The 25998-nt window shown below is 73.6% G+C and carries 22 protein-coding genes; 11 read left to right on the forward strand and 11 right to left on the reverse strand.

From position 1 onward, the window contains the following. Positions 1 to 37 precede the first annotated feature (37 nt). Positions 38 to 1111: a heat-inducible transcriptional repressor HrcA gene (gene hrcA, locus ACZ3J7_RS05350; protein ID WP_465617062.1), complete on the reverse strand. Its 1074-nt coding sequence runs from the start codon at positions 1109 to 1111 to the stop codon at positions 38 to 40. Positions 1112 to 1412: 301 nt separating this feature from the next. Between hrcA and htpX the strand changes: the two genes are divergently transcribed. Beyond that, positions 1413 to 2333 (forward strand): zinc metalloprotease HtpX, encoded by a 921-nt coding sequence (gene htpX, locus ACZ3J7_RS05355; RefSeq protein ID WP_465617064.1) that lies wholly within the window; start codon positions 1413 to 1415, stop codon positions 2331 to 2333. Between the two features lie 51 nt (positions 2334 to 2384). Then, a complete protein-coding gene (gene pspAB / locus ACZ3J7_RS05360) occupies positions 2385 to 2978 on the forward strand; it encodes a PspA-associated protein PspAB (protein WP_465617066.1) in 594 nt (197 codons plus the stop codon). Here pspAB and ACZ3J7_RS05365 read toward each other — a convergent pair. Further along, positions 2975 to 3661, reverse strand: a complete 687-nt coding sequence (locus ACZ3J7_RS05365) for a hypothetical protein (protein ID WP_465617068.1) — start codon at positions 3659 to 3661, stop codon at positions 2975 to 2977. The two genes, pspAB and ACZ3J7_RS05365, sit on opposite strands and share 4 nt — an antisense overlap. Positions 3662 to 3767: 106 nt before the next feature. Here ACZ3J7_RS05365 and ACZ3J7_RS05370 point away from each other — a divergent pair, with 106 nt between their 5' ends. Continuing rightward, positions 3768 to 4613: a DUF3097 domain-containing protein gene (locus tag ACZ3J7_RS05370; protein ID WP_465617070.1), complete on the forward strand. Its 846-nt coding sequence runs from the start codon at positions 3768 to 3770 to the stop codon at positions 4611 to 4613. A 102-nt stretch (positions 4614 to 4715) separates the two neighbouring features. Here ACZ3J7_RS05370 and ACZ3J7_RS05375 read toward each other — a convergent pair whose 3' ends face one another. From ACZ3J7_RS05375 to ACZ3J7_RS05385, 3 genes are all read right to left on the reverse strand, one after another. Then, entirely contained in the window at positions 4716 to 4982 is a 267-nt protein-coding gene (locus ACZ3J7_RS05375) for a sigma factor (RefSeq protein WP_465617071.1), read from the reverse strand. Positions 4983 to 5064: 82 nt separating this feature from the next. Continuing rightward, positions 5065 to 6294, reverse strand: coding sequence for a radical SAM family heme chaperone HemW (gene hemW / locus ACZ3J7_RS05380; protein ID WP_465617073.1), 1230 nt, complete (start codon positions 6292 to 6294; stop codon positions 5065 to 5067). 75 nt (positions 6295 to 6369) lie between these two features. Beyond that, positions 6370 to 8271 carry an AMP-dependent synthetase/ligase gene (locus ACZ3J7_RS05385; RefSeq protein WP_465617075.1) on the reverse strand — a complete coding sequence of 634 codons (1902 nt, stop codon included), beginning with the start codon at positions 8269 to 8271 and terminating at the stop codon, positions 6370 to 6372. Positions 8272 to 8520: 249 nt separating this feature from the next. Between ACZ3J7_RS05385 and ACZ3J7_RS05390 the strand changes: the two genes are divergently transcribed. The 4 genes from ACZ3J7_RS05390 (at position 8521) to ACZ3J7_RS05405 (ending at position 14560) form a co-directional block, all read left to right on the forward strand. Beyond that, entirely contained in the window at positions 8521 to 10254 is a 1734-nt protein-coding gene (locus tag ACZ3J7_RS05390) for an ABC transporter ATP-binding protein (protein ID WP_465617077.1), read from the forward strand. Then, entirely contained in the window at positions 10251 to 12356 is a 2106-nt protein-coding gene (locus ACZ3J7_RS05395) for an ABC transporter ATP-binding protein (RefSeq protein ID WP_465617079.1), read from the forward strand. The genes ACZ3J7_RS05390 and ACZ3J7_RS05395 overlap by 4 nt, the downstream gene beginning before the upstream one ends. A 131-nt stretch (positions 12357 to 12487) precedes the next feature. Further along, positions 12488 to 13405, forward strand: a complete 918-nt coding sequence (sigJ, locus tag ACZ3J7_RS05400; protein ID WP_465617081.1) for an RNA polymerase sigma factor SigJ — start codon at positions 12488 to 12490, stop codon at positions 13403 to 13405. Between the two features lie 84 nt (positions 13406 to 13489). Continuing rightward, positions 13490 to 14560: an NAD(P)/FAD-dependent oxidoreductase gene (locus ACZ3J7_RS05405; protein ID WP_465617083.1), complete on the forward strand. Its 1071-nt coding sequence runs from the start codon at positions 13490 to 13492 to the stop codon at positions 14558 to 14560. An 83-nt stretch (positions 14561 to 14643) separates the two neighbouring features. On the opposite strand, the gene lepA is transcribed toward ACZ3J7_RS05405, so the two are convergent. Continuing rightward, positions 14644 to 16512 (reverse strand): translation elongation factor 4, encoded by a 1869-nt coding sequence (gene lepA, locus ACZ3J7_RS05410; RefSeq protein WP_465617085.1) that lies wholly within the window; start codon positions 16510 to 16512, stop codon positions 14644 to 14646. Positions 16513 to 16616: 104 nt separating this feature from the next. On the opposite strand from lepA, the gene ACZ3J7_RS05415 reads away from it, so the two are divergent. From ACZ3J7_RS05415 to ACZ3J7_RS05425, 3 genes are all read left to right on the forward strand, one after another. Next, positions 16617 to 16922: an antibiotic biosynthesis monooxygenase family protein gene (locus ACZ3J7_RS05415; protein WP_465617087.1), complete on the forward strand. Its 306-nt coding sequence runs from the start codon at positions 16617 to 16619 to the stop codon at positions 16920 to 16922. A 174-nt stretch (positions 16923 to 17096) separates the two neighbouring features. Beyond that, the gene (rpsT, locus tag ACZ3J7_RS05420; RefSeq protein ID WP_099899135.1) at positions 17097 to 17360 is read left to right on the forward strand and encodes a 30S ribosomal protein S20; all 264 of its coding nucleotides are present in this window, start codon (positions 17097 to 17099) and stop codon (positions 17358 to 17360) included. A 456-nt stretch (positions 17361 to 17816) separates the two neighbouring features. After that, on the forward strand, positions 17817 to 18128 hold the full coding sequence (locus ACZ3J7_RS05425) for a hypothetical protein (RefSeq protein ID WP_465617089.1): 312 nt from the start codon (positions 17817 to 17819) through the stop codon (positions 18126 to 18128). Between the two features lie 43 nt (positions 18129 to 18171). Here the strand turns inward: ACZ3J7_RS05425 and holA are convergent, their stop codons facing one another. Further along, the gene (holA, locus tag ACZ3J7_RS05430) at positions 18172 to 19167 is read right to left on the reverse strand and encodes a DNA polymerase III subunit delta (RefSeq protein WP_465617091.1); all 996 of its coding nucleotides are present in this window, start codon (positions 19165 to 19167) and stop codon (positions 18172 to 18174) included. 140 nt (positions 19168 to 19307) lie between these two features. Here holA and ACZ3J7_RS05435 point away from each other — a divergent pair, with 140 nt between their 5' ends. Beyond that, positions 19308 to 19571 carry a hypothetical protein gene (locus ACZ3J7_RS05435; RefSeq protein WP_465617093.1) on the forward strand — a complete coding sequence of 88 codons (264 nt, stop codon included), beginning with the start codon at positions 19308 to 19310 and terminating at the stop codon, positions 19569 to 19571. Between the two features lie 161 nt (positions 19572 to 19732). On the opposite strand, the gene ACZ3J7_RS05440 is transcribed toward ACZ3J7_RS05435, so the two are convergent. From ACZ3J7_RS05440 to ACZ3J7_RS05455, 4 genes are all read right to left on the reverse strand, one after another. Next, on the reverse strand, positions 19733 to 22483 hold the full coding sequence (locus ACZ3J7_RS05440) for a ComEC/Rec2 family competence protein (protein WP_465617095.1): 2751 nt from the start codon (positions 22481 to 22483) through the stop codon (positions 19733 to 19735). A gap of 251 nt (positions 22484 to 22734) precedes the next feature. Further along, positions 22735 to 23226: a ComEA family DNA-binding protein gene (locus tag ACZ3J7_RS05445; protein ID WP_465617097.1), complete on the reverse strand. Its 492-nt coding sequence runs from the start codon at positions 23224 to 23226 to the stop codon at positions 22735 to 22737. Positions 23227 to 23992: 766 nt separating this feature from the next. Then, entirely contained in the window at positions 23993 to 24925 is a 933-nt protein-coding gene (locus tag ACZ3J7_RS05450) for a DegV family protein (RefSeq protein WP_465617099.1), read from the reverse strand. 118 nt (positions 24926 to 25043) lie between these two features. Continuing rightward, a complete protein-coding gene (locus ACZ3J7_RS05455; RefSeq protein WP_465617101.1) occupies positions 25044 to 25826 on the reverse strand; it encodes a hypothetical protein in 783 nt (260 codons plus the stop codon). Positions 25827 to 25998: the final 172 nt, after the last annotated feature.

A 25998-nucleotide genomic window follows, 5' to 3' on the forward strand; every position in this document is an offset into this window, starting at 1 on the left:
ACGCTGCCTGTTGCGCCGTTCCGCTGCGCCGTTGTCGTTACGACTCCGCCAGGATCTGGCCGACGTACCGTGCCACCGCGCGCACCGCCCCCATTGTGCCCGGGTAATCCATCCGGGTCGGACCGATCACTCCCAGCTTTGCCACGCTCTGGTCGCCCGAACCGTAACCGACCGAGACGACCGACGTGGAATTGAGGCCCTCGTAGGCGATCTCGTGGCCGATCCGGACCGTCATCGCCGAGTCCGCCGTCTCACCCAGCAGGCGCAACAGCACCACCTGCTCCTCCAGGGCCTCCAGGACCGGGCGGATGGTGAGCGGGAAGTCGTGGCCGAAGCGGGTCAGGTTGGCGGTGCCCGCCAGCATGATCCGCTCCTCGTTCTGTTCGGCCAGGGCTTCGAACAGGACCGTCAGCACGGTGCTGACGGCGGGCCGGTCGGCGGGCTCGAAGCCGGCCGGCAGGTCCTCCAGGACGGTCGGCACCTCGGGCAGCCGGCAGCCGCCCGCCATGCCGTTCAGCCTGGCCCGCAGGTCGCCGAGCAGGGCCTCGCCGACCGGGGCGGGGCAGTCGACCATCCGCTGCTCGACCCGGCCGGTGTTGGTGATCAGCACCAGCATCAGCTTGGTCGGGGTGAGGGACACCAGTTCGATGTGCCGCACGGTGGAGCGGGTCAGCGACGGGTACTGGACCACCGCGACCTGCCGGGTCAGCTGCGCGAGCAGCCGCACCGTCCGGGCCACCACGTCGTCCAGGTCGACCGCGCCCTCCAGGAAGTGCCGGATCGCCCGGCGCTCGGGGGCGGTCATCGGCTTGACCTCGGCCAGTCGGTCGACGAACAGCCGGTAGCCCTTGTCGGTGGGGATCCGGCCCGCACTGGTGTGCGGCTGGTGGATGTACCCCTCCTCCTCCAGCGCGGACATGTCGTTGCGGACGGTGGCCGGGGAGACGCCCAGGTTGTGGCGCTCCACCAGGGCCTTGGAGCCGACCGGCTCCTCGGTGCCCACGTAGTCCTGGACGATCGCCCGGAGCACCGCGAGCCGCCGCTCGTCGAGCGGCCGGGCGGGCGGGCGCGTGTCGATCAGTCGGCCGTCGGGCTTGCCGTCGTCCGGCATGGGGCACGCACCTCCGTCGTCGTCCGTCGTCCCGGTGTCCGGTCCGGCCTGGCACTCAACCGGTCAGAGTGCCAGCACCGTACCTGCCAGTGTACGGCCCGGGCCTGACGGCAGGAACGGTCCGCCCGCGTGATCCTCGTCCGAATGCCGCCCGCCCCCGCGCCCGGCGTGTCGGGTTACGCCCCGGTTCGCCCCGGTTCGGATGGTGCCCCCGGGCCCGGCCGGTGGCAGCATCGAAGGCGAGCGGGACGGTCGGCCGGACGGCCGGGTCCGGCCCGCGCGAGGCAGAGGAGGAGCAGCGATGTCGGCGTCCCGGCACTCCCGGTTCACCCCCGACCGCGGCCTGACCGGCCGGATGGTCACCACCATGTTCCTGATCGGGCTGCTCTACGTGGGCTTCACCGGCCTGCTGATCGTGCTGCTGCGCGGCGCCTGGCCGCTGGTCGTGCTGATCTCCGGCGGCCTGTTCGTCGCCCAGTTCTGGTTCTCCGACCGGATCACCGAGCGGGCGATGGGCGCCCACCGGGTCACCCCCGAGCAGTACCCGCAGCTGCACGGCGCGGTGGACCGGCTGTGCGCGCTGGCCGACATGCCCAAGCCGCGGGTCGCGGTCGCCGACAACGACATGCCCAACGCCTTCGCCACCGGCCGCAACCCGGACAACGCGGTGGTCTGCGTGACCACCGGCCTGCTGCGCCGGCTGGAGCCGGAGGAGCTGGAGGGCGTGCTGGCCCACGAGCTGTCGCACGTCGCGCACCGGGACGTCGCGGTGATGACGGTGGCCGGGTTCCTCGGCGTGCTGGCCGGCGCGATGACCCGGATCGCCCTGTACGGCGGCATGATGGGCGGCGGCAACCGGAACAGCAACGACCAGAACGCGGCGATCGCGATGGTGCTGGTCCCGCTCGCCTCGATGGTGGTGTACGCGATCAGCTTCCTGCTGACCAGGCTGCTGTCCCGCTACCGCGAGCTGGCCGCCGACCGGGCCGCCGCCCAGCTGACCGGCCGGCCCGCCGCGCTGGCCTCGGCGCTGACCAAGGTGACCGGGCAGATCGCCGCCATCCCGACCAGGGACCTGCGGCAGGCCCAGCCCTACAACGCCTTCTACTTCGCCCCGGCGCTGAGCGCCAGGGAGACGGCCGCGCAATTGCTCTCCACCCACCCCTCGCTGGAGCAGCGGCTGGCGCAGCTGCGGAAGGTCTCCGACGAACTCGGGCGGTGAGCCCGACGACCCGAGGACCCGACGACCCGACGACCCGAGGAGCGCTGCCCCGTGGGATTCCTGGACGCCCTGTTCGGCCGGAGCAAGCCGGTCAAGCCCGACCTCGACCAGCTGTTCGGCATCCCGTCGGCGGCACTGACCCTGCGGGCCGCCAAGGGCTTCGTCCCGACCGGCCTCGGCTCGGTCTGCTTCGCCGCGGTCGAGGGCGCCGCCTTCACCGAGGTCCAGCAGCAGGTCCGGGCCCTGCTGGACGCGGACACCGGGCGCGGCGGCGTCCCCGTGGAGGCCTCCCGGGACGCGTACGGGTACTCCTGGCTGCTCGCCCGGCACACCCCCGACGAACTGCCCGACCTGGTCAACGACCTGCACGCGGTCAACAGCGAGCTGGAGGCCCACGGCTTCGGCCCGCAACTGCTCTGCTCGCTGGTCGCCTTCCGGGACGCCGAGGGCCGCTCGCTGGCGCTGGTCTACCTGTACAAGCGCGGCACCTTCTACCCGATGTGCAAGGTCACCGGCCAGGAGAAGCGGGACAACCCGCTGGAGATCGAGGTCTCGAACCTGCTCCGCGGCGACCTGCGGATCGAACCGGACCTGTCCCGCTGGTTCCCGGTCTGGGGCGCGCCGGGCCTCGAAGAGGGGCCTTAGCGCCCCGGGGGCCGGGCCGCCGCCGCGTCGCGGTAGGCGGCCACGGCCGCGGCGACCAGGGCGGGCAGCCGCTCGGCCTCGCCCGCGCCGCCGGACTCCTGCACGACCAGCAGCACGTCACCGTCGCGCAGCACGGCGGTCCGGTCGGTCCGGACCGGATCGCCGGCCGCGTCGGTCCGGGTGGTGCGCAGCAGCAGGCCGGTGCCGAGCGGTTCGACGGTGACGCGCCGCTCGGTCGGGACGCCGTCGACGACCACCGCGCCGGGCGCGGCGCAGCGCAGGGCGGCGGTCCGCAGGTCGGCCAGCACCCCGGCGGCCCGGCCGGGCGGGTAGCGCTCCAGCGACTGCGTCCCGTACCAGGCCTGGCTCCGGGAGGCGTCCGGGAGCCGTCGCAGCCCGACCGAGGCGTTCTCCAGCGGCGGGGCGTGCCGGGCCAGGAAGGGACCGGCCTCCAGCTCCTCGCAGGGCATCCGCACCAGCGGCTCCGGCTGCTCGCCGTCGGGCGGGCCGGGCCCGTCGGTCCCGCCGGTGACCAGCCCGTAGCCCGCCGGCAGCCGCTCCGCGGTCAGCAGCCCGTCCCGCAGCTCCCGCGGCCGTCCCGCGCCCGCGTCCCCGCCCCCGCACCCGGCCGCGCCGAGCACCACCGCGACGGCCACCGCCGCCGCCCGCCACCGTCCGCGCACCCGCCCCGCCCTCCCGTCCGCCCACCCGCCGCGCCCGCCGGGCCCGTGGGCAATATCCCACGCCGCGCCGGGCTGACGCGGCGCCGGCTTCCGTAGACTGCCGCCCATGCGGAGCAGGGAGTACGGGCCGGACCTGACGCCGCCGTGGAAGCGGCAGCAACCGGCGCCCGAGGTGGCGGCGGAGCGGGACCTGGTGGTGGAGGAGGCGGCGACCGGGTTCTGCGGGGCGGTGGTGCGCTGCGAGCGGACCGCCGAGGGGTTCACCGTCACCCTGGAGGACCGGTTCGGCAAGCACCGGGTGTTCCCGCTGGTGCCGCGCGGGTTCCTGCTGGAGGGCCGGGTGGTGACGCTGGTGCGTCCGGCCGCGGCGGCGCCGGCCCCGCCGCGCGGTCCGGGGCTGACCGCGTCGGGTTCGGTCGCGGTGCCGGGGGCGCGGGCCCGGGTGGCCCGCGGGTCGCGGATCTACGTCGAGGGCCGGCACGACGCCGAGCTGGTCGAGCGGGTCTGGGGCGACGACCTGCGGATCGAGGGCGTGGTGGTGGAGTACCTGGAGGGCGTGGACGACCTGCCCGCGATCGTCGAGGCCTTCGACCCCGGCCCGGGCCGCCGGCTGGGCGTGCTGGTCGACCACCTGCTGCCGGGCACCAAGGAGCACCGGATCGCCGAACGGGTGACCGGCGACCACGTGCTGGTCGTCGGCCACCCGTACGTGGACGTCTGGCAGGCCGTGAAGCCCGCCGCGCTGGGCATCGCCGGCTGGCCCGAGGTGCCGCGCGGCGAGGTCTGGAAGGAGGGCGTCTGCCGTCGCCTGGGCTGGCCGGTGGACACCCCCGCCGCCTGGAAGCGGATCCTCGCCGCGGTCGACGGCTGGAAGGACCTGGAGCCGGAACTGCTCGGCCGGGTCGAGGAGTTGATCGACTTCGTCACCCTCCCGGACGGGACGGGCGACTGACGGCGGACGCTCAGCCCGCCGCGGTGCGGACCAGGGCGCCGCTCCCGCCGGACGGGTGACCGGAGGGCGCCGGGGTCCCGCTGCCCGAGGGGGCGGCCCCGGCTACCGGCCCGACCGGGCTCCCCGCCGGCCGGGCCCCCGGCGGGGAGCCCGGCCGGGCCGGTAGCCGCCGGCGGCTTCGAGGGCGGCGACGAAGATGTCGGCGGTGAGGTCGGCGGCCAGGTGCGGGTCGCCGACCCGGCGGGTGACGAAGCCGAGTACCGCGTCGACGTGCTGGTGGGAGAACGCGCCGAAGCCGTCCGGAGTGGTCGGTTCCGGCGGTCGGTCGTCGGGGCGCCCCCCGTGGCGCAGGTGCTCGCGTACCCGCATGCGTCCCTCCTCGGTCGGGGAACCCCCGCGGGTTCCTTCACCGAGTACTCGGCCGCAGCGGGCCGGAGCGTTTCGGACCCGTTCAGTCGACCAGGTCGCGGACCACCCCGTCCGCCAGCAGCCGCCCGCGCAGGGTGAGCGCGGCCCGGCCCGCCGCGTACGGTACGGGCTCCAGCAGGCCGTCGGCGAGGGCCCGGTCGGCGGCGGCGCGGCCGTCGGCGGTGAGCAGGTCGAGCGGGCAGCCCTCGGCGAGGCGCAGTTCCAGCAGGATCCGTTCGACCCGGCGGTCCTCCTCGGCGAGCACCTCGCGGCCGAGCGCGGGGGTGCGGCCCTCGGCGAGGGCCTGGGCGTACGCGGCGGGGTGCTTGGCGTTCCACCAGCGGACGCCGCCGACGTGGCTGTGCGCGCCGGGCCCGGCACCCCACCAGTCGGCGCCGGTCCAGTACAGCTCGTTGTGGCGGCAGCGGCCCTCGGGGGTGGTGGCCCAGTTGGAGACCTCGTACCAGTGGTAGCCGGCGGCGGCGAGCGCGGTCTCGGCCATCAGGTAGCGGTCGGCGTGCACGTCGTCGTCGATCATCGGGAGTTCGCCGCGCTTGACCCGGGCGGCGAGCCGGGTGCCGTCCTCGACGATCAGCGAGTAGGCGGAGACGTGGTCGGGTCCGGCGCCGATCGCGGCGTCCAGCGAGGCCTGCCAGTCCTGGTCGCTCTCGCCGGGGGTGCCGTAGATCAGGTCGAGGTTGACGTGCTCGAAGCCGGCCGCGCGGGCCTCGGCGACGCAGGCCTCGGGACGGCCGGGGGTGTGGTGGCGGTCGAGCAGGGCGAGCACGTGCGGGCGGGCGCTCTGCATGCCGAAGGAGATCCGGTTGTAGCCGCCGGCGCGCAGTTCGGCCAGGTACGCCGGGTCGACGGACTCCGGGTTGGCCTCGGTGGTGACCTCGGCGCCGGGGGCGAGCCCGAACTCCTCGCGCAGCGCGGCCAGCATCCGCACCAGGTCGCGGGCGGGCAGCAGGGTGGGCGTGCCGCCGCCGAGGAAGACCGTCTCGACCGGCAGCTCGGTGTCGCCGAGGACCCGGCGGGCCTGCCGGATCTCGGCGATCACGTTGTCCGCGTACGTCTCCTGGGAGGCGACGGCGCCGGAGGAGCGCAGCTCGGTGGCGGTGTAGGTGTTGAAGTCGCAGTAGCCGCAGCGGCTGGCGCAGTACGGCACGTGCAGGTAGAAGCCGAACGGCCGCTCGCCGAGTCCGTGCAGGGCGTGGGCGGGCAGCGAGCCGTCGGACGGCACGGGTTCGCCGTCGGGGAGTGCGGAGGGCATGCGCCCATTGTCCGGTAGCGGCCGGCGAAACCCGAAAGGGGTCCGCCGGCCGCACCGGGACGGGGGCGCTCGGGGTCAGGCCTCGTTGGTGCCCGCGTACATCGCGGCGACCTCGTCCGCGTAGGTCCGCTCGACCACCGGGCGCTTGATCTTCAGGCTCGGGGTGAGCTCGCCGTGCTCGATGTCCAGGTCGCGCGGGAGCAGCGCGAACTTCTTGATCGTCTGCCAGCGCTGCAGCTCGCCGTTGAGGCGCTTGACGAAGCCGTCGATCAGTTCGACGGTGGCCGGGTCGGCGACCACCTCGGCGTACGTCCGGCCGGCCTGGCCGTGCTCGGCGGCCCACGGCATGAGCACCGCCTCGTCCAGGCCGATCAGCGCGGTGCAGTAGTTGCGGCCGTTGCCGATCACCAGGACGTTGCTGACGAACGGGCAGATCGCCTTGAACTTGCCCTCGACCTCGCTGGGGGCGACGTACTTGCCGCCGGAGGTCTTGAACATGTCCTTCTTGCGGTCGGTGATCCGCAGGTAGCCGCCCTCGGTGAGCTCGCCGATGTCGCCGGTGTGGAACCAGCCGTCCGGCTCCAGCACCTCGGCGGTCTGCTCGGGCATCCGGTGGTAGCCGCGCATCACGCCGGGGCCGCGCAGCAGGACCTCGCCGTCCTCGCCGATCCGCACCTCGGTGCCGGGCAGCGGCAGGCCGACGGTGCCGACCCGGAAGTCCTCGGCCCGGTTGACCGTGGAGCCGGCCGAGGTCTCGGTCAGGCCGTAGCCCTCCAGCACCGGGACGCCCGCGCCCTTGAAGAAGTAGCCGATCTCCGGGGCCAGCGCCGCGCTGCCGGACACCGCGCCGCGCAGCCGGCCGCCGAACGCGGCCCGGATCTTGGTGTACACCAGCCGGTCGGCCAGCGAGTGCCGCAGCCGCAGGCCCAGCGGGGCGCTCTCCCGGCCGGTGGCGACCTGCGCGGCCTGGACGGTCTGCGCGTACGCGCGGGCCACCCCGGCCGCCCACATGAAGATCCTGTACTTGGCGCCGCCCTCGGCCCGGGCCTTGCCCGCGATGCCGTTGTAGACCTTCTCGAAGATCCGCGGCGCGGAGGCCATCAGGGTCGGCCGGATCACCGGCAGGTTGTGGATGATCCGGTCCACCCGGCCGTCCACCGCCATCACGTGGCCGGTGGCGATCTGGCCGGAGATCAGCGTCTTGCCGAACACGTGCGACAGCGGCAGCCACATGAACTGCACGTCGTCCGCGCGCAGCAGCCCGCTCTCCTCCTGGGCCACCGCCTCGTACGCCCAGCAGTCGTGCACCAGGCGCACGCCCTTGGGGCGGCCGGTGGTGCCGGAGGTGTAGATCAGGGTGGCGAGCTGCTCCCTATCGAGCGAGTCGACGGCCTCGTCCACCGCGCCGGGGTGCTCGGCGAGGTGGGCGGCGCCGCGCTCCTCCAGCTCGGCGAGGGTCAGCACGGTCAGTCCCTCGGCCCGCGGCGGCTCGCCCTCGGGGGCGTCGAACAGGATGACCCACTCCAGGTCGGGCAGCGCGTCCTTCTGTTCGGCGGCCTTGCGCAGCTGGCCCTCGTTCTCGGCGAACAGCGCGCGGCTGCCGGAGTCGGCCAGGATGAACGCGGTCTCGTCGGCGTTGGTGCTCGGGTAGACGGTGGTGGTGGCCGCGCCGGCGCACATGTTGCCCAGGTCGGCGAGGATCCACTCGATCCGGGTGGCGGAGGCGATCGCGACCCGGTCCTCGGCCCGGATGCCGAGCGCCATCAGGCCGGCCGCCACCGCGCCGATCCGCCGGTGGGCCTGCGCCCAGGTCAGCGAGCGCCACTGCTCGGCACCCGGCGCGCTGTCCGCGGCCTGCTCGTCCACCGGAACCGGGTACCGGTACGCCTCGCCGTTCGGCGTGGCCCTTACCCTGCTGAGCAACAGGTGGGCCACGGAGGGCGGGCGCCGCTCGATCATGGACTGCGCGGAACTCAACGAGGACCTCCGGGGGCGGGTGGACCGAGAGTGGGCGGACACCGGCCGTGGGGGCGGCCGACCACCGACTTAACCGGTGAGTAACAAGAGGGCACCAGCAGCCTAGGGGGTGGAAAGCCGATCCGTAAGGGGGTGACGTGAGCTGGCACACCCCCAGGTCGGCAGTGCATACCCGTTCGGTCGTGAAGCTTTCCCACAGGTACCCGAAATCGGGATGCGCGCATCCCCTCCGCAGACGAGAGTGTCACGGTGCTTTTCAGACTCCTACGCGCCCACCTGGGCCCCTACTCCCGGGACATCACCCTGCTGGTGCTGCTGCAGCTGGTGTCCACCATCGGCATGCTCTACCTGCCGACGCTCAACGCGGACATCATCGACAGCGGCGTGCTCAAGGGCGACACCGGCTACATCCTGCGCGTCGGCGCGGTGATGGTCGGCGTCTCGCTGGCCCAGGCCGTCTGCTCGATCGGCGCGGTCTACTACGGCGCCCGCACCGCGATGGCGATCGGCCGCGACATCCGCTCCGCCGTGTTCTCCCGGGTGCAGGACTTCTCCGCCCGCGAGCTCAACCAGTTCGGCGCGCCCTCGCTGATCACCCGCACCACCAACGACGTCCAGCAGGTGCAGATGCTGGCGCTGATGACCTTCACCCTGATGGTCGCCGCGCCGATCATGTGCGTGGGCGGCATCGTGATGGCGCTCAACCAGGACGTGCCGCTGTCCGGCCTGCTGCTCGCCGTCGTCCCCGCGCTCGGCGCCGTGGTCGTCGTGCTGGTCGGCCGGATGCGGCCGCAGTTCCGCGGCATGCAGACCCGGATCGACGCGGTCAACCGGATCATGCGCGAGCAGATCACCGGCATCCGGGTCATCCGGGCCTTCGTCAAAGACGACCACGAGAAGGCCCGGTTCACCGGGGCCAACGGCGAACTCGCCGGCTACGCACTGCGGGTCGGCCGGCTGATGGCGCTGATGTTCCCGATCGTGATGGGCGTCGTGAACGTCTCCAGCGTCGCGGTCTTCTGGTTCGGCGCGCACCGGATCGAGAGCGGCGGCATGCAGATCGGCGCGCTCACCGCGTTCCTCTCCTACCTGATGCAGATCCTGATGAGCGTCATGATGGCCACCTTCATGTTCATGATGGTGCCGCGCGCCGAGGTCTGCGCCGAGCGCATCCAGGAGGTGCTGGACACCGAGTCCAGCGTCGTCCCGCCGCTGAACCCGGTCACCGAGCTGCACGCCCGCGGCACCCTGGAGCTGCGCGGCGTCGACTTCCGCTACCCCGGCGCCGAGGCGCCCGTGCTGCGCGACGTCGACCTGACCGCCCGGCCCGGCCGGACCACCGCCGTCATCGGCTCCACCGGCTCCGGCAAGACCACCCTGCTCGGCCTGGTCCCCCGGCTGTTCGACGCCACCGGCGGCAGCGTGCTGATCGACGGCGTGGACGTCCGCGAACTCGACCCGGTCAAGCTCTCCGAACTCATCGGACTGGTCCCGCAGAAGCCGTACCTGTTCTCCGGCACCGTCGCCTCCAACCTGCGCTACGGGAAGCCCGGGGCCACCGACGAGGAGCTCTGGCGGGCGCTGGAGACCGCGCAGGCCGCGGAGTTCGTCCGGAAGTTCCCCGAGGGCCTGGACGCCCCGATCGCCCAGGGCGGCACCAACGTCTCCGGCGGCCAGCGCCAGCGCCTGGCGATCGCCCGCGCGCTGGTCCGCCGGCCCGAGATCTACCTGTTCGACGACTCCTTCTCGGCCCTCGACTACGCCACCGACGCCCGGCTGCGCGCCGCGCTCGCCGAGGAGACCGGCGACGCCACCGTGGTGATCGTCGCCCAGCGGGTCTCCACCATCCGCGACGCCGACCGGATCGTCGTCCTCGACGAGGGCGCCGTCGTCGGCACCGGCACCCACCAGGAGCTGATGGCCGACAACCCGACGTACCGGGAGATCGTGCTCTCCCAGCTCACCGAGCAGGAGGCGGCGTGACCAGCCCCGAGACCCCGGAGACCCCCGGGACCCCGCAGACCCCCGGGGCCCCGTCGGCCGGCGGGGCCGCCGGCAAGCCGGACCTCGCCAAGGCCGCGGCCCCGGAAGCCGCCGGGGGCGCCGAGGCGGTCGAGGCCGCCGAGGCGCCGTCCGGTTCGCAGGAGGCGGCCGCCCGGCGCGGCGGCGGCGGGCCCGGCCGGTTCATGGGCGCGCAGGGCACCGAGAAGTCCAAGGACTTCGGCGGCTCCGCGAAGCGCCTGCTCGGCCTGCTCGGGCCCGAGCGCAGGCTGCTGTGCACCGTGCTCGGCTTCGGCGTGCTCTCCGTGGGCGCCCAGGTGGTCGGCCCCCGGGTGCTCGGCAAAGCGACCGACCTGATCGTGGCCGGCGCCACCGGGCCGCGGTTCGCCGGCGCCCCCGGCAAGCAGGCCGTCCTGGACGGGATGCGCGCCGCCGGCCAGGGCACCACCGCCGACCTGCTCTCCACCATCGACTTCACGCCCGGCCAGGGCATGGACTTCGGCGCCATCGGCACCGTCCTGCTCTGGGCGCTCGGCATCTACCTGGCCGCGATCGTCTTCGGCGTGGTGCAGGGCCGGCTGGCCGCGCTGGCGATCAACCGGGCGGTGTTCCGGCTGCGCGAGGAGGTCGAGGCGAAGCTGTCCCGGCTGCCGCTCAGCTACTTCGACCGCCAGCCGCGCGGCGAGGTGCTCAGCCGGGTCACCAACGACATCGACAACATCAACCAGTCCATGCAGCAGACCATGGGCCAGGTGGTGAACTCGCTGCTCACCATCGTCGGCGTGCTGGCGATGATGTTCTGGATCTCCCCGCTGCTGGCGGTGATCGCGCTGGTCTCGGTGCCGGTCTCGGTGGTGGTCGCCACCAAGGTCGGCAAGCGTGCCCAGCCGCAGTTCATCAAGCAGTGGGGCTCCACCGGCAAGCTGAACGCGCACATCGAGGAGATGTTCACCGGGCACAGCCTGGTGAAGGTCTTCGGCCGCCAGCGGGAGGCCGCGGAGCTCTTCGACAAGGAGAACCAGGCGCTCTACGAGGCGTCGTTCCGGGCGCAGTTCATCTCGGGCGTCATCCAGCCCGCGATGATGCTGGTCGGCAACATCAACTACGTGCTGGTCGCGGTGGTCGGCGGCCTGCGGGTGGCCTCCGGCGCGCTGTCCATCGGCGACGTGCAGGCGTTCATCCAGTACTCCCGGCAGTTCAGCCAGCCGCTCAGCCAGGTCGCCTCGATGGCCAACCTGGTGCAGTCCGGCGTCGCCTCCGCCGAGCGGGTCTTCGAGCTGCTGGACGCCGAGGAGCAGTCCCCCGAGCCGCAGCACCCCGAGCGCCCGGCCGAGGTCCGCGGCCGGGTCGCGTTCGAGGACGTCTCCTTCCGCTACGACCCGGCCAAGCCGCTCATCGACGGCCTGTCCCTGAAGGTCGAGCCCGGCCACACGGTGGCCATCGTCGGCCCGACCGGCGCCGGCAAGACCACCATGGTCAACCTGCTGATGCGCTTCTACGAGGTCAGCGGCGGCCGGATCACCCTGGACGGCGTGGACATCGCCGCGATGTCCCGCGAGGAGCTGCGCTCCGGCATCGGCATGGTGCTCCAGGACACCTGGCTGTTCGGCGGCACCATCGCCGAGAACATCGCCTACGGCGCCGAGTCCGCCACCCGCGAGCAGGTCGTCGCGGCCGCGCGGGCCGCGCACGTCGACCGCTTCGTGCGGACCCTGCCCGACGGCTACGACACCGTCCTGGACGACGAGGGCGCCGGCGTCAGCGCCGGCGAGAAGCAGCTGATCACCATCGCCCGGGCCTTCCTGGCCCAGCCCTCGATCCTGGTCCTGGACGAGGCGACCAGCTCCGTCGACACCCGCACCGAGGTGCTGATCCAGCGCGCGATGGCCGAACTGCGCACCGGCCGCACCAGTTTCGTGATCGCCCACCGGCTCTCCACCATCCGGGACGCCGACGTGATCCTGGTGATGGAGAACGGCTCGATCGTCGAACAGGGCGGCCACGACGAGCTGATCGCCGCCGACGGCGCCTACGCCCGGCTCTACCAGGCCCAGTTCGCCCAGGCGGTGGCCGAGGTCGACTGACCCCGCCCACCCGCCGCCGCGCCCGGGGGAGGTCCGCCGTTCCGGCGGGCCTCCCCCGGCGTCTCCGCGCTCCTGACCGGGCGTCAGGCACCGCCCGGGGCGGCCGGGGTGGGGCGCGCTACCGTGGTCGGGTGCCCGATCCGAACGCCACCGCCGCCACTGCCTCTGCCGCTGCTGCCGCCGCCGCCGAGGCCTTCCAGGCCGAGCGCCGCTACCTGGGCGCGGTCGCCTACCGCCTGCTGGGATCGGTCGCCGACGCCGAGGACGTGCTGCAGGACGCCTGGCTGCGCTGGCAGTCCGCCGACCGGACGGACGTGGCCGACCCGCGCGCGTACCTGACCACGGTGGTCACCCGGCTCTGCTACGACCAGCTGGGCTCGGCCCGGGCCCGCCGGGAGGCGTACGTCGGCGAGTGGCTGCCGGAGCCGGTGCTGACGGACACCGCCGACTCCCCCGCCGAGGTCGCCGAGCTGGGCGAGCAGGTGTCGGTGGCGATGCTGGCGGTGCTGGAGCAGCTGACCCCGGCCGAGCGGGCGGCGTTCGTGCTGCACGACGTGTTCGCGGTCGGCTTCGACGAGATCGCCCCGGTGCTGGAGCGCTCCCCCGAGGCCACCCGGCAGCTCGCCTCGCGGGCCCGGCGCCGGGTCCGCGACGGCGGCCGGCGCGCGCCGGTCGACCCGGTCGAGCACCACCGGGTGGTGTCGGCGTTCACCGCCGCGGCGACCGGCGGCGACCTGGCCGCGCTGGTCACGCTGCTCGACCCCGAGGTGGTCTGGCACGCCGACGGCGGCGGCGTCGTCAACGCGGTGCGCCGCCCGGTGTCGGGCGCGCTCCACGTCGCCCGGCTGCTGCGCAAGCTCACCACCCGGGTGGTCGACGAGCGGCACCCGCTGGTGCCGGCGGTGGTCAACGGCGAGGCGGGCGCGGTCTGGTACTCGGCGCCCGGCACGGTCGGCGGCGTGCTGGCCTTCACCGTCGAGAACGGCCTGATCACCGCCGCGTACGTGATGGTGAACCCGGAGAAGCTCGGCCACCTCCAGGGGGTGTGACCCGGATCACGGTCACACTCCGGCGGACCGCTCCGTCCCCCTTCCGAACCGCAACCGGCGGGCTCACGCACGGAGGAGGACGCAATGACCGGCAAGCACATCGTGGTGATCGGCGCGGGCTACGCGGGGCTGTCCGCCGCCGCCAGGATCGGCCGCGGGCCGGACCGGGTCACCCTGATCGCCCCCGAGCAGCGCTTCACCCACCGCGTCCGGCTGCACGAGCTCGCCGCCGGGCACCGGGTCGCCCGCCCCGAGATCGCCCGGGTGCTGCGCGGCCGCAAGGTCGTCCACCGGGCCACCCGGGCCGTCGCGCTCGACCTGGCCGCCCGCGAGGTGCGCACCGAGGACGGCGAGCGGATCGGGTACGACACCCTGGTGTACGCGCTCGGCAGCCGCACCGCCTGGGGCGACGTGCCGGGCGCCGCCGAGCACGCCTACTCGGCGGAGCGCGCCGAGGAACTGGGCCGGCGGCTCGCCGACGCCCCCGCCCCCGGGACGCTGGCCGTGGTCGGCGGCGGGGCGACCGGCATCGAGCTGGCCGCCGAGCTGGCCGAGGCGCACCCCGCCTGGCAGGTCCGGCTGGTGGCGGCCGGCCGGGTCGGCGGCTGGCTGTCGGAGCGCGGCCGGGCGCACGTGCTGGCGGTGCTCGGCCGCCTCGGGGTGCGGGTCGACGAGCACCACCGGGTCACCGCCGTCACCGCCGACGGCCTGACCTGCGAGAACGGGCCGGTCCCGGCGGAGGTGGTGGTGTGGGCCGCCTCGATGGAGCCGCAGCCGCTGGCCGCCGCGTCCGGCCTGGCCGTCAACGCGCGGGGCCGCGCCCTGGTCGACGACCACCTGCGCTCGGTCTCGCACCCCGAGGTGTACGTGATCGGGGACGCCGCCGCGGTCGAGGTGCCCGGCATCGGCGAGCTGCGGATGGCCTGCGCCACCGCGATGCCGCAGGGCCACTACCTGGCCAAGCTGCTGACCGGCCGCACCGACAAGCCGTTCTCCTACCGGTACGCCACCCAGTGCCTGAGCCTGGGGCGCGGCGAGGCGCTGGTGCAGCTGATCCACGGCGACGACTCGGTGCGACCCCGGGTGCTGACCGGCGCGGCCGGGCGGCTGGTCAAGGCGGGCATCGTCAAGGGCCTGCCGCTGTCGCTCCGCTGAGACGCCGACGGGCCGGCACCCCCTCCCGGGAGGGGATGCCGGCCCGTCGCCGTGGGCCCGTCGGCGCGGGCCCGTGCCGGGAGCTACTTCTTCTCCTTCGGGGCCTCCGCGTCCGTCGACAGCGCGGCGATGAAGGCCTCCTGCGGGACCTCCACCCGGCCGACCATCTTCATCCGCTTCTTGCCCTCCTTCTGCTTCTCCAGCAGCTTGCGCTTGCGCGAGATGTCGCCGCCGTAGCACTTGGCGAGGACGTCCTTGCGGATCGCGCGGACCGTCTCGCGGGCGATCACCCGGGAGCCGATCGCGGCCTGGATCGGCACCTCGAACTGCTGGCGCGGGATCAGCTTCTGCAGCTTGCCGGCCATCATCACGCCGTAGTTGTAGGCCTTGTCCTTGTGCACGATCGCGGAGAACGCGTCCACCGCGTCGCCGTGCAGCAGGATGTCGACCTTGACCAGGTTGGCGGACTGCTCGCCGATGGGCTCGTAGTCGAGCGAGGCGTAGCCGCGGGTCTTGGACTTCAGCTGGTCGAAGAAGTCGAAGACGATCTCGGCGAGCGGCAGGGTGTAGCGCAGCTCGACCCGGTCCTCGGAGAGGTAGTCCATGCCCTGGAGGGTGCCGCGGCGGTTCTGGCAGAGCTCCATGATCGCGCCGACGAACTCGTTCGGGGCGAGGATGGTGCCGCGCACCACCGGCTCGTACACCTCGGCGATCTTGCCGGTGGGGAACTCGCTCGGGTTGGTGACGGTGTGCTCGGTGCCGTCCTCCATGATCACCCGGTAGATCACGTTCGGGGCGGTGGAGATCAGGTCGAGGTTGAACTCGCGCTCCAGGCGCTCCCGGATGATCTCCAGGTGCAGCAGGCCGAGGAAGCCGCAGCGGTAGCCGAAGCCGAGCGCGACCGAGGTCTCCGGCTCGTAGACCAGCGCGGCGTCGTTGAGCCGCAGCTTGTCCAGCGCGTCGCGGAGCAGCGGGTAGTCCGAGCCGTCCAGCGGGTAGAGGCCGGAGAACACCATCGGGCGCGGGTCCTTGTAGCCGCCGAGCGCCTCGGTGGCGCCCTTGTGCTGCGAGGTGATGGTGTCGCCGACCTTGGACTGCCGGACGTCCTTCACACCGGTGATGATGTAGCCCACCTCGCCGACGCCGAGGCCGTCGGCGACCTTCGGCTCGGGCGAGATGACGCCGATCTCCAGCAGCTCGTGGGTCGCGCCGGTGGACATCATGGCGATCCGCTCGCGCTTGGTGAGCTGGCCGTCGACCACGCGGACGTAGGTGACCACGCCGCGGTAGGCGTCGTACACCGAGTCGAAGATCATCGCGCGGGCCGGGGCGTCCTTGACGCCGACCGGGGCCGGGATCTTCTCGACCACGTGGTCGAGCAGGTCCTCGACGCCGAGGCCGGTCTTCGCGGAGACCTTCAGCACGTCGTCCGGGTCGCAGCCGATGATGTGCGCGATCTCGGCGGCGTACTTCTCCGGCTGGGCGGCCGGCAGGTCGATCTTGTTGAGCACCGGGATGATCGTGAGGTCGTTCTCCAGCGCCAGGTACAGGTTGGCGAGGGTCTGCGCCTCGATGCCCTGGGCGGCGTCGACCACCAGGATCGTCCCCTCGCAGGCCGCGAGGGAGCGGGACACCTCGTACGTGAAGTCCACGTGGCCGGGGGTGTCGATCATGTTGAGGATGTGCGTCGTTCCCGCGTTCGCACCGGACCGGGGCGCCCACGGGAGGCGGACGGCCTGGGACTTGATGGTGATGCCGCGCTCGCGCTCGATGTCCATCCGGTCGAGGTACTGGGCGCGCATCTGCCGGGGGTCCACCACGCCGGTGATCTGCAGCATCCGGTCGGCGAGCGTCGACTTGCCGTGGTCGATGTGGGCGATGATGCAGAAGTTGCGGATCACCGCCGGGTCAGTACGGCTGGGCTCTGGCACGTTGCTGGGGGTCGCGGGCACCTTGGTCCGATTTCTGATCCGATCAATATGGTTCCGCCCATCCTCCCATGCCGGACGACCCCCCGGTCCTTCCGGCCCGAGCGGGCGTGCGGGACGATCGCCCCATGATCTTGGAAAGCGCCCTGCTCGACGTCCGCCCCGGCCAGGAGGAGCCCTTCCTCGCCGCCTTCGCCGAGGCCCGCCCGCTGATCGCCGCCCAGCGGGGCTTCCGCTCCCTCGAACTGCGCCGCTGCCTGGACGGGGGCCGCACCTCGCGCTTCCTGCTCCAGATCGGCTGGGACACCCTGGAGGACCACACCGAGGGCTTCCGCCGCTCCCCCGAGTACGCCCGCTGGCGCGAACTGCTGCACCACTTCTACGACCCGTTCCCGGTCGTCGAGCACTACGGCGAGCCGCTGCTCACCGCCTGACCGCCGCCCGCGGCCCCGCCCGGCTCCCGTCCGGCGGTCCGGTTTGGGTCGGCCGGGCGGGCCCTGGTAGCGTGGGCGGCTGCACTCCGCCCTCGGCATGCCCTCTCAGCAGGCCCGAGCGGCGATCCGGTGCGACCCGTCGTAGCAACGATTCACACAGACTGAGGCTCTTTCGTGGCGAACATCAAGTCCCAGATCAAGCGCAACAAGACCAACGAGAAGGCGCGCCTGCGCAACAAGGCCGTCAAGTCCTCGCTGAAGACCGCCCTGCGCAAGGCCCGCGAGGCCGCTGCCGCCGGCGAGACCGAGAAGGCCGTCGTGCTGGCCCGCGCCGCCTCCAAGGCCCTCGACAAGGCCGTGAGCAAGGGTGTCATCCACAAGAACCAGGCCGCCAACAAGAAGTCGGCGATCACCAAGCGCGTCAACGTCGCCGCCTGATCCAGGTCTTCCCGTACGGCCCCGCCGTACGCCCGGTGCCCCCGGCACCACCCCGGTCGGTGTGAACCCGCGGCCCTCTACCCGCCACCACCGCCCCGCTCCCGGAACCCCGGCCCTCTACCCGGACCTCCGACGAGCCGCACGACCCGTACCGCACGCGGCCTGCGTTCGCCACGCGGGTGCGGTACACCCAGCTTCACAGTGAAAGCGCCTGCTCAGGCAGCTTCCACCCACTGCCCGCCCGGTACGCACCGGGCGGGCAGTGTGCTTTTCCGCACCCACGGGCGATCGCGACCGCTTCAGTGCACGACCCGGTGGTGAGGTCGGCATCCGCGACCGTGACCCCGAGACCGCGCAGCACCTCGCGCAGCACGGCGACCGTCTCGACTTCGAGAAGCCTCCGTCGGCCTCCGGCACCCGGCGCATCCCGTGCCCGACGGACCATGCAGGGGAACGATGTCGGCTCCCCCGTTCACCGCCCCCGTTCCAGGGGTACCGGCCCGCCGCACCCCGGCCCCGACCGGGTGCCTGGCGGCCGACGACCTGTGCGCCACCGCCGCCGACCCCGCCCCCTACTCGCTCTGCCCCCGGGTCCGACTCCACCACCAGGTCGACCCGCGCCCGGAGTTCGGCGCCCCGCGCGAGGACCCGGCCCAACACCGCTACCTGATCAGCCCGCTGGACGCGTCCGACCTCGACCAGGCCCGTTCCGCGCTGCTCTCCGACATCCGCGGCTTGCGCCGCGCCCTCGGCGGTTCCCCCACCTGACCCGCCTCCGGCACCGCCCGGCCGCGGAGCCGACAGCGCGGCGTCAGTAGGGACGGGAGCCCGCCCGGGAGGCGCGGGCCACGGCGACGACGGCCCGCTCGAGCGCGTACGCGGGGTCGTCGGAGCCGCCCTTCACCGCGGCGTCGGCTTCCGCGACAGCGGTCAGCGCGGCGGCCACACCGTCACCGGTCCAGCCGCGCATCTGCTGCCGCACCCGGTCGACCTTCCAGGGCGGCATGCCGAGTTCGCGCGCCAGGTCGCCGGGGCGCATGTTGCGGCCCGCCGAGGCGAGCCGGCCGATGCTGCGGACGCCGGAGGCCAGGGCGTAGGTGATTCCGGTCGGCGGCTGGCCCACCGCCAGGGCCCAGCGCAGCCGTTCCAACGCCTCGGCGGCCCGTCCGGTCACCGCCAGGTCGGCCACCTCGAAACCGGTCGCCTCGGCTCGGCCGCTGTAGTACTTCGCGACCGCCGTCTCGTCGATCGGCCCCTCGATGTCCGCGGTCAACTGGCTGCACGCGGCCGACAGTTCCCGCAGGTCGCTGCCCAGCGAGTCCAGCAGCGCCTGGCAGGCCTCGGCGCTGGCAGCCCGCCCCAGGGTGCGGAACTCGTTGCGGATGAAGGCCAACTTTTCGCTCGCCTTGGTGAGCTTCGCGCAGGCGACCTCCCGGGCGCCCGCCTTCTTCGCCGCGTCCAGCAGCCCCTTGCCCTTGGCACCGCCCGCGTGCACCAACACCATGATCACTTCTTCGGCGGGCGACTCCAGGTAGGCCTTGACCTCCTTGACCGAGTCGGCCGAGAGGTCCTGCGCGGCCCTGACCACGATGACCTTCCGCTCCGCGAAGAGCGAGGGCGTGGTGAGTTCCGCCAACTGCCCCGGCTGCAGCACTCCCTGCGCGAGGTCCCGCACGTCCGTGTCCGGATCCGCCGCCCGTGCCGCAGCCACCACCGCGGCGACCGCGCGGTCGAGCAGCAGCTCCTCCTGGCCGACCGCAACGGTCAGCGGGGCGAGCAGGTCGTCGGGTGCACTCTTCCTGGCCATCGCCTACCAGGATCGCACGCCGCGCCGACAGCCCCGCACACCACGAACCCCACCCGCCACCCGCCACCCGTGCCCCGCCCGCCCCGACCGGAAGGCGGGGTCGATGTCACCCCGGCCGCTCGGCCGGGGAAAATGATGACGTGATCGAGAACATTGACCGTCAGTTGCTCGTCCTCCCCGACCGCGATGCGGCGGAGGAGGTCGCCGAGGAGTTGAGCGCGCGCTGGCCCGAACTGGGCGACGTCGAGGTGGTCCGGGAGTCCCTCGCCGGGGAGGACGACGCCGAGGACGCCCAGTGGCTGGTGGTGGTCGAGGCCCCCGAGGAGGAGGGCTGGACCGCCCGCCTGCTGTCCGAACTCGACCGGCTCGTCGCCGAACAGGACGGTTGGCGCGAGCAGGGCTGACCCTGCCCCTGCCCCGCTGAGCCCCCTCCCACCGCACTCCCCGGCCCCGCCCGGGTGAGGTTCCCCACCTCGCCCGGGCGGGGTGCTTCCGCTCCGGCATCCTCCTCCCTCCACGCCACCCGCGGTCCCCGGACCGCCCGACGCGGCGGCCCCGTTCGACCTCAACCGCGGGCCGGACGCCGGTGCGTCGCCACGGCCAGGCTCCGCACGTCGCCCAGGACCGCGATGTCCCCGGAGCGATCGGTCCGGACCACCGTCGCCCCGAGTGCCCCGAGCCCTGCCACGGTCCGCGCCGCCGGATGCCCGTACGGATTGCCCGCACCGCAGGAGATCAGGGCCAGCCGGGGACGGAGCGCGGCCATCAACGACCAGTCCTGTCCGGCCGATCCGTGGTGCGCCACCTTGAGGACGTCCACCCGTCCCACCCCCGGCGGCCCCGGACCGCTCCGCGCCGCCGTCCCCGCTGCCCCCACCGCTGCACCCAGCTCCGCCGTCCTGGCCGTGGCCCGCAGGGACGGCGGAGCTGACGGCGGCGGCGGTAGACCGAGCGCCAGCACGGCAGCCTGGGCCGGCGGTTCCAGGTCTCCGAGCAGGGCGACCCTCAGAGGGGCGGCGGGCGGGCCGACCATGGCGAGGATCGCGATGCTGGAGTTGTTCGGCCCTTCCGCCTCGGGTGCCAGGGGCGAGGTCGGCCACAGGACCTGCCAGGCGAGCTCGGCTCCGACGGTGCGCCGCTCACCGCGCTGCGCGCGCACCACCGGAATGCCGCCGGCTCCCGCCCAGCGGAGCACCCTGCTCCTTTCGCCGTCCGCGTCGTCCGAGGCGGTCACCTCGATCGCGCCGACCGACCGGCCGCGCAGCACTCCCGGGATGCCTTCCGCGTGGTCGGCGTGGAAGTGGGTGAGCAGCAGCAGGGGGATCTCGGTCACGCCGAGGCCTCGCAGGCAGGCGTCGGCACCCTTCGGGTCGGGACCGGCGTCCACCACCACGGCGCTGCCCGGCCCCACCGACAGGACCGTCATGTCGCCCTGGCCGATGTCGCACACCGCCAGCCGCCAGCCCCGGGCGGGCCAACCGGTCGCCAACCGGACGACGGAGGGCGGCCGCAGCAGCACCACCGGCAGCAGCAGGGCGACCACGAGGGCGACCAGGACCCGCGTCCGTCGGCTCCGGGAGCGGTGACCGGCCAGCAGCGGTGGCACCGCCCAGGCCAGCGACAGGATCACCACGACCAGCAGCACCGCGCCGAACGGCCCGGCCGGCCAGGCGAGTTCTCCCCCGGGGAGTTCCGCTCCGTGTCGCGCGACGGTGGCCAACCACCCCACCGGCAGCGCCGCGAGATCCGTCAGGAACTCGGCCGCCCCCTTCGAGAGGGGCGCGGTCGCGAGCGCGCCGAAGCCGAGCAGGGTGGCCGGGGCGACCGCGATCTCGGCCAGCAGGTTGCACGGCACCCCGACCAGGCTGACCCGGGGTGCGAGCAGCACGGTGACCGGCGAACAGAACGCCTGGGCCGCCGCGGTGGCACCGACCGCCGATGCCAGGTGGCGCGGCCAGCGGCGCGCCCGCAGCGCCGCCGTCCACCTCGGCCCGAGCACCAGCAGCCCGGCGGTGGCCAGCGCCGAGAGCAGGAACCCGTACGAGCGGGCCAACTGAGGGTCCACCAGGATCAGGACCAGCACCGCACCGGCCAGCGCGGGAACGCCGCTCCGGGGGCGACCGGTGGCCAGCGCCAGCAGCCCGATCAGCCCGGTCGCGGCCGCTCTGAGCACGCTCGGGTCGGGGCGGCAGAGGGTGACGAACGCCAGCGTCAGCACGGTACCGAGCAGGGCCGTGGTGCGGAACGAGAGGCCCAGTCTCCCGGCCAGGCCGCCGCGGGCGGCAGCGTCGGGTTCGCTGGGCGTGCCGCCGACCAGGACGGCCAGGACGATCGCCAGGTTGGCACCGCTCACCGCGACCAGGTGGCCGAGGTCGGTGGCCCGGAACGCGTCCGCCAGGTCGTCGGGCAGCCGTGAGACGTCCCCCACCACCAGCCCGGGGAGCAGCCCGCGCGGGTCCGGCGGCAGGTGGTCGCAGACGTCGCGCAGCCCTTCGCGCAGGTGTGCCGCGAGCCGCTGCGGGAGGTTCGGCGGCGCGGTGACGCGCGGCTTCCCTTGCGGGACGAGCAGTGCCGCGGAGTCGGCCCGGGACCGGCCGCCGGCCGCCGCCGGCCGCTCCGGCAGCACCTCCGCCCGCAGTTCGAGTTCGGTGGAGGGGATCAACTGTTGCCATGGATAGTCCTCCTGGGAACGGATCAGCAGGGTGACGGGTGTTCGGGTGGCGAGGTCCGCTGTCGGGCCACCGTGCGGCAGTGGGTCGACGCGGACTCGGGTGACGAGTGCGGGGATGGTGAGGGTCAGCCGGAGGGGCGAGCCGCCCTGGGGGTGCGGGCCGCGCTGCTTCGGATCGCCGGTGACGGTCAGCTCGACAGTGACTTCGGGGTTATCGGGCCTCCCACCCACGGACCGTTCCGCAGTGGCCCGCTCGTCATCGCCGGCCGGCTTCCCGGCCTCGGCGGGCGGTGCGGACGGTACGGGCGGTGCGGGTGGCGTAGGTGGTGCGAGCGGTGCGGGTGGACGGGCTAGTGCGGGTAGCGGGCCTCGGTGCAGGTCGGTGGTGTGCAGGACGGTGGTGGTCGCCGCCGTCGCGGCGGTCAGCAGGACGGCGGCGGTCAGGCGGTGGATCGAGCGGCGGGGTCCTTTCGTGGTGAGCAGGGCGCAGGAGGCCAGCGCGGCTGCCGACGCGGCCACGAGCAGCAGAGGGTGACGACCCGGATCCAGGCCGATGACGGCGGACGTCACGGCCCATGCGGTGACGGCCGGGAGGAGCAGCCGGTAGTCGGCGTGTGAGCGGCTGGTGGAAGGTGTGACCGGCACGGGGCGCCTCCTCTCGGCGTGGACGGCGGTCGGCGGCGGAGCCAAGGCCTTTCGGGCGGGCTGCCCGCAGCGTTCCGGGCAGGGAGGGTGGGCGGTCTGGTTCCAGGGGCAACCTCCTGTCAGTGCGTCGGCGTTGTCTCGGTGGTCGCGCGTCAGGGTGCGACCCGGACAGAGCACGTGGCGCCGTTCGGCGGAGGACAGCGGGCCACATGGGTCGGGCGGCGGTGGCCGGGCGGTCGGTCAGTGGATCGTCAGAGGGTCAGCAGCGGTTTGAGGTCTTCGTACTTGCGGGGGCCGATGCCGGGGACGTGGCGGAGTTGGTCGAGGGATTGGAAGGGGCCGTGGGTGAGGCGGTACTGGAGGATGTGTTGGGCCAGGGCGGGTCCCACTCCGGGGAGCGAGTCGAGTTGGTCCGCGCCGGCGTGGTTGAGGCTGACGGGGCCCACGGGTCCGGTCGGCGCCGTGCCGCCGGGGAGGGGGTCGGTGCCCACCAGGATCTGTTCTCCGTCGGTGAGTGGGCGGGCGAGGTTGAGGAGGCTGGTGTCGGTGCCGGGGAGCGGCCCGCCGGCTGCGGTCAGGGCGTCGGCGACCCTTGAACCCGCGGGGAGGGTTCGTAGGCCGGGTTGTTGGACTTTTCCGGCGATGTCGATGACGAGGGGCGGCCCGGTCGGCTGGAGCGCCGGGACTCCGGCCGGGGCCTGGCCGGCGGCGGATTCGGCCATGGCGATGACCGGGACGGCCACGGGATGCGGTCGACCTAGCCAGAAGTGCTGTACGGCGTAGCCCGTGGCGAGGACGAGGAGGACGCTCAGGCCGAGTACGGCTCGGCGGTCGAGGGCGAACACGGTGGGGAAACGGAGTCGCCAGGACGGTTTCGGCGGGACGCGTTGGTAGGGGGAGGTGTCGGCGGGATTCGCGGGTGGGGCCGGACCGGCCGATGGCACATCCAGCTCCGGGTCCGGTCTGCTCTCGGTCGGCCGACCGTCCGGCGGAGTGCTGTCATCGGCCGTTCCGTGGGGCGGGTCCCGTTCCGCCCGCGTGCCGGGTCGGCCGCGGGCGAGGAGCGACGGGCTGTCGTCCCTCGGATCGGGGCGGGCGTTCGCCCAGGTGACCCCGGGCACCGGATGCGGAGGGGACCCGGGCGTGCCGTGCACCGGGAGGAGGCGTGCCGAGGGCAGTGTCGGCGGCGGGTCGGCGGTCGTCGGCATCGGCCCGTCCGACGGGTCGGGTTCGGGCAGCCCGGCGTCCGCACCCCCGGCGGCGCCGCGACCGTCCTCCGGCGGTTCGGCCGGGTCGGTCCTGGCGGACGGGTCGAGCGGGAGGATCCGGTCGAGCCTGGTCCGGGCGGTTTCGATGGTCTGGCGACGACGGTTCTGGGGTGTGGTGATGGTCCTCATGGCGAGGACGGTAGGACGACACCGGCGAACCGTCAGAGAATTCGTCCGCACCTGTGGATAACTCGGGCCTGTGGATAACTCCTGTCGCCCGAACGGGTGACCCCGACCAACTTCACTCAGATGATCCGACGATCGGAGACACCACCACGGCCAGCAGACCGGGGCCGACGTGCGCACCAATCACGGCGCCCACCTCACTGACGTAGAGCTCCCGCAGGCCGGGGATCCGCTCGCCCAGGCGTTCCGCCAACGGCTCGGCCCGGTGCTCGGCGGCCAGGTGGTGAACGGTGACGTCCACCGGCTGCTGCGCCGCCCGCTCGACGGCGATCTCCTCCAGCCGAGCGATCGCACGGGAGGCCGTACGGACCTTCTCCAGCGGCTCGATCCGGCCTCCGGCCAGGTGCAGCAGGGGCTTCACCGCCAGTGCGGAGCCGACCAGCGCCTGGGCGGTTCCGATCCGGCCGCCCCGCCGCAGGTGCTCCAGCGTGTCGACGTAGAAGAAGCCCGCGGTGCCGGCGGCCCGGTTATCGGCCGCGGCAACCACCAGGTCAAGGTCCGCCTCGACGGCCCTGTCGCCCGCACCGCCACTGCCCCCGTCGACGCCGGGCATCGAAGCGGCGCGGGCCGCGTCCAGCGCAGCGGCCGACTCGGCGGCGGCCAGCACGCAGCTCCCCAACGCCATGCCGACGAGCCGGCTGTCGACCACCCGGACCGGGACCTGCACAGCGGAGGCGGCCAGGTGGGCGGCATCCGCCGTGCCGGAGAGCTCGGCCGACAGGTGGATCGAGACGATGCCGCGCGCGCCGGCCTCGGCGGCCGCCCGGTAGGCGGCGGCGAAGGTCTCGGGGCTGGGACGGGAGGTCGTCACCCGCCGCTTGGAGCGCAGGGCCTCGGCCACGTCCTTCGGGGAGATCTCGACGCCTTCCGCGAAGACCCCGTCGTCCACCGCGACGCTGAGCGGCACCACCCGGATGCGGTGCCGGTCCACCGCCTGCTGGGGCAGGTACGCGGTGGAATCCGTGACAAGTGCGAGGTGGCCGGGCATGAGCCGGAGGTTACCCGCCGCGGGGCCGGGAGGACAGCGCTCGTTATTCGGTGGTTTTGCCCCAGGGAGGGCGGGTAACTTCTCCGAGCACGGAGAGCAACCGGTTCGTGACGCGGGGTCAGGATCGGTTGGGGCCCGCCGGATTCGGCTTGCGGAGGCGGTCGGCGAGGCGGGAGAGCGGTTCGGCGGCCAGCCCGAGCAGTTCCTCGGCACTGCTCGGACGACCGGAGCCGAGTCCCTTGCGACGGTCGGCGGGGTCCTCGGCGGAGGACGCGGCCGTGGCGGTGGAGTCCGCTCCGGCGGCGGAGGCCTCGGTGGCCTGGCCGGTGGCGGACCCGGCGGGGTCGGCGGGGGTCCAGTGGCGCAGGGCTCCGGCCTCGTCCTGGCACTCCTTGCCGAGGCGGGCGAGTTCGTCGTCGGCGAAGCGGCGCATCCGGTCCTGGGCGGCCCAGCGCAGGGAGTCCGCGGAGTGGGTGATCCGCTCGGCCCGCTCGCGCAGTTCGGGGAGTTTGGCGGCGACCCGACCGTTCATCGGCTCCCGTTCCAGCATGCGCAGTTCGGCGTCGAGTTCCGCCGCGTGGGAGTCGAGGCGGGCGAGCAGGTGGAGCGCGTCGGTGAGCTGACCATCCTGCGGGAGGCCGGCCTGCAGGACCTGGCGGGTGGAGTCCAACGAGGTGCGCAGGGACAGCCGCAGTGCGGCGATCCTGCCCTGCTCGCCCGGCTTGGCGAAGCTCTTCGCCTTCAGGGCCGCGTTCTCCACCGCCCGCTGGGCGTTGGCGCTGTGCCGGTCGACCTTGGCCGCCACCGCCTTCGCCGCCTTCACCGTCCCGACCACCGCCATCACCAGCAGCGCCACCCCGAACAGCGCGACCAGCGCCACCACCACACCGAGCGCTTCCATCGGGAGCCCACCTTCCGCCCGTGACCGGCCGAGGGCCGCCCGGCGCGGCCCGTTCGCCGCCGGAACTCCACCGTAGCCCGGAGCGGCGGCCGACAGCAGGCCGCAGACACTCCTCGCGGCCGAGATCAGGGACAGCTCAGGGATGTCCCCCAAGCGATCTCCCTGAATTCGC

The sequence above is a fragment of the Kitasatospora sp. NPDC015121 genome (assembly GCF_055562955.1).

Coding starts and splice junctions, on each gene's coding strand:
- ACZ3J7_RS05455 (WP_465617101.1), bottom strand. CDS start 25,826: ATGGAAGCGCTCGGTGTGGTGGTGGCGCTGGTCGCGCTGTTCGGGGTG.
- ACZ3J7_RS05450 (WP_465617099.1), bottom strand. CDS start 24,925: ATGCCCGGCCACCTCGCACTTGTCACGGATTCCACCGCGTACCTGCCC.
- htpX (WP_465617064.1), top strand. CDS start 1,413: ATGTCGGCGTCCCGGCACTCCCGGTTCACCCCCGACCGCGGCCTGACC.
- hrcA (WP_465617062.1), bottom strand. CDS start 1,111: ATGCCGGACGACGGCAAGCCCGACGGCCGACTGATCGACACGCGCCCG.
- holA (WP_465617091.1), bottom strand. CDS start 19,167: ATGGCCAGGAAGAGTGCACCCGACGACCTGCTCGCCCCGCTGACCGTT.
- hemW (WP_465617073.1), bottom strand. CDS start 6,294: ATGCCCTCCGCACTCCCCGACGGCGAACCCGTGCCGTCCGACGGCTCG.
- ACZ3J7_RS05405 (WP_465617083.1), top strand. CDS start 13,490: ATGACCGGCAAGCACATCGTGGTGATCGGCGCGGGCTACGCGGGGCTG.
- ACZ3J7_RS05425 (WP_465617089.1), top strand. CDS start 17,817: ATGTCGGCTCCCCCGTTCACCGCCCCCGTTCCAGGGGTACCGGCCCGC.
- ACZ3J7_RS05370 (WP_465617070.1), top strand. CDS start 3,768: ATGCGGAGCAGGGAGTACGGGCCGGACCTGACGCCGCCGTGGAAGCGG.
- ACZ3J7_RS05415 (WP_465617087.1), top strand. CDS start 16,617: ATGATCTTGGAAAGCGCCCTGCTCGACGTCCGCCCCGGCCAGGAGGAG.
- ACZ3J7_RS05375 (WP_465617071.1), bottom strand. CDS start 4,982: ATGCGGGTACGCGAGCACCTGCGCCACGGGGGGCGCCCCGACGACCGA.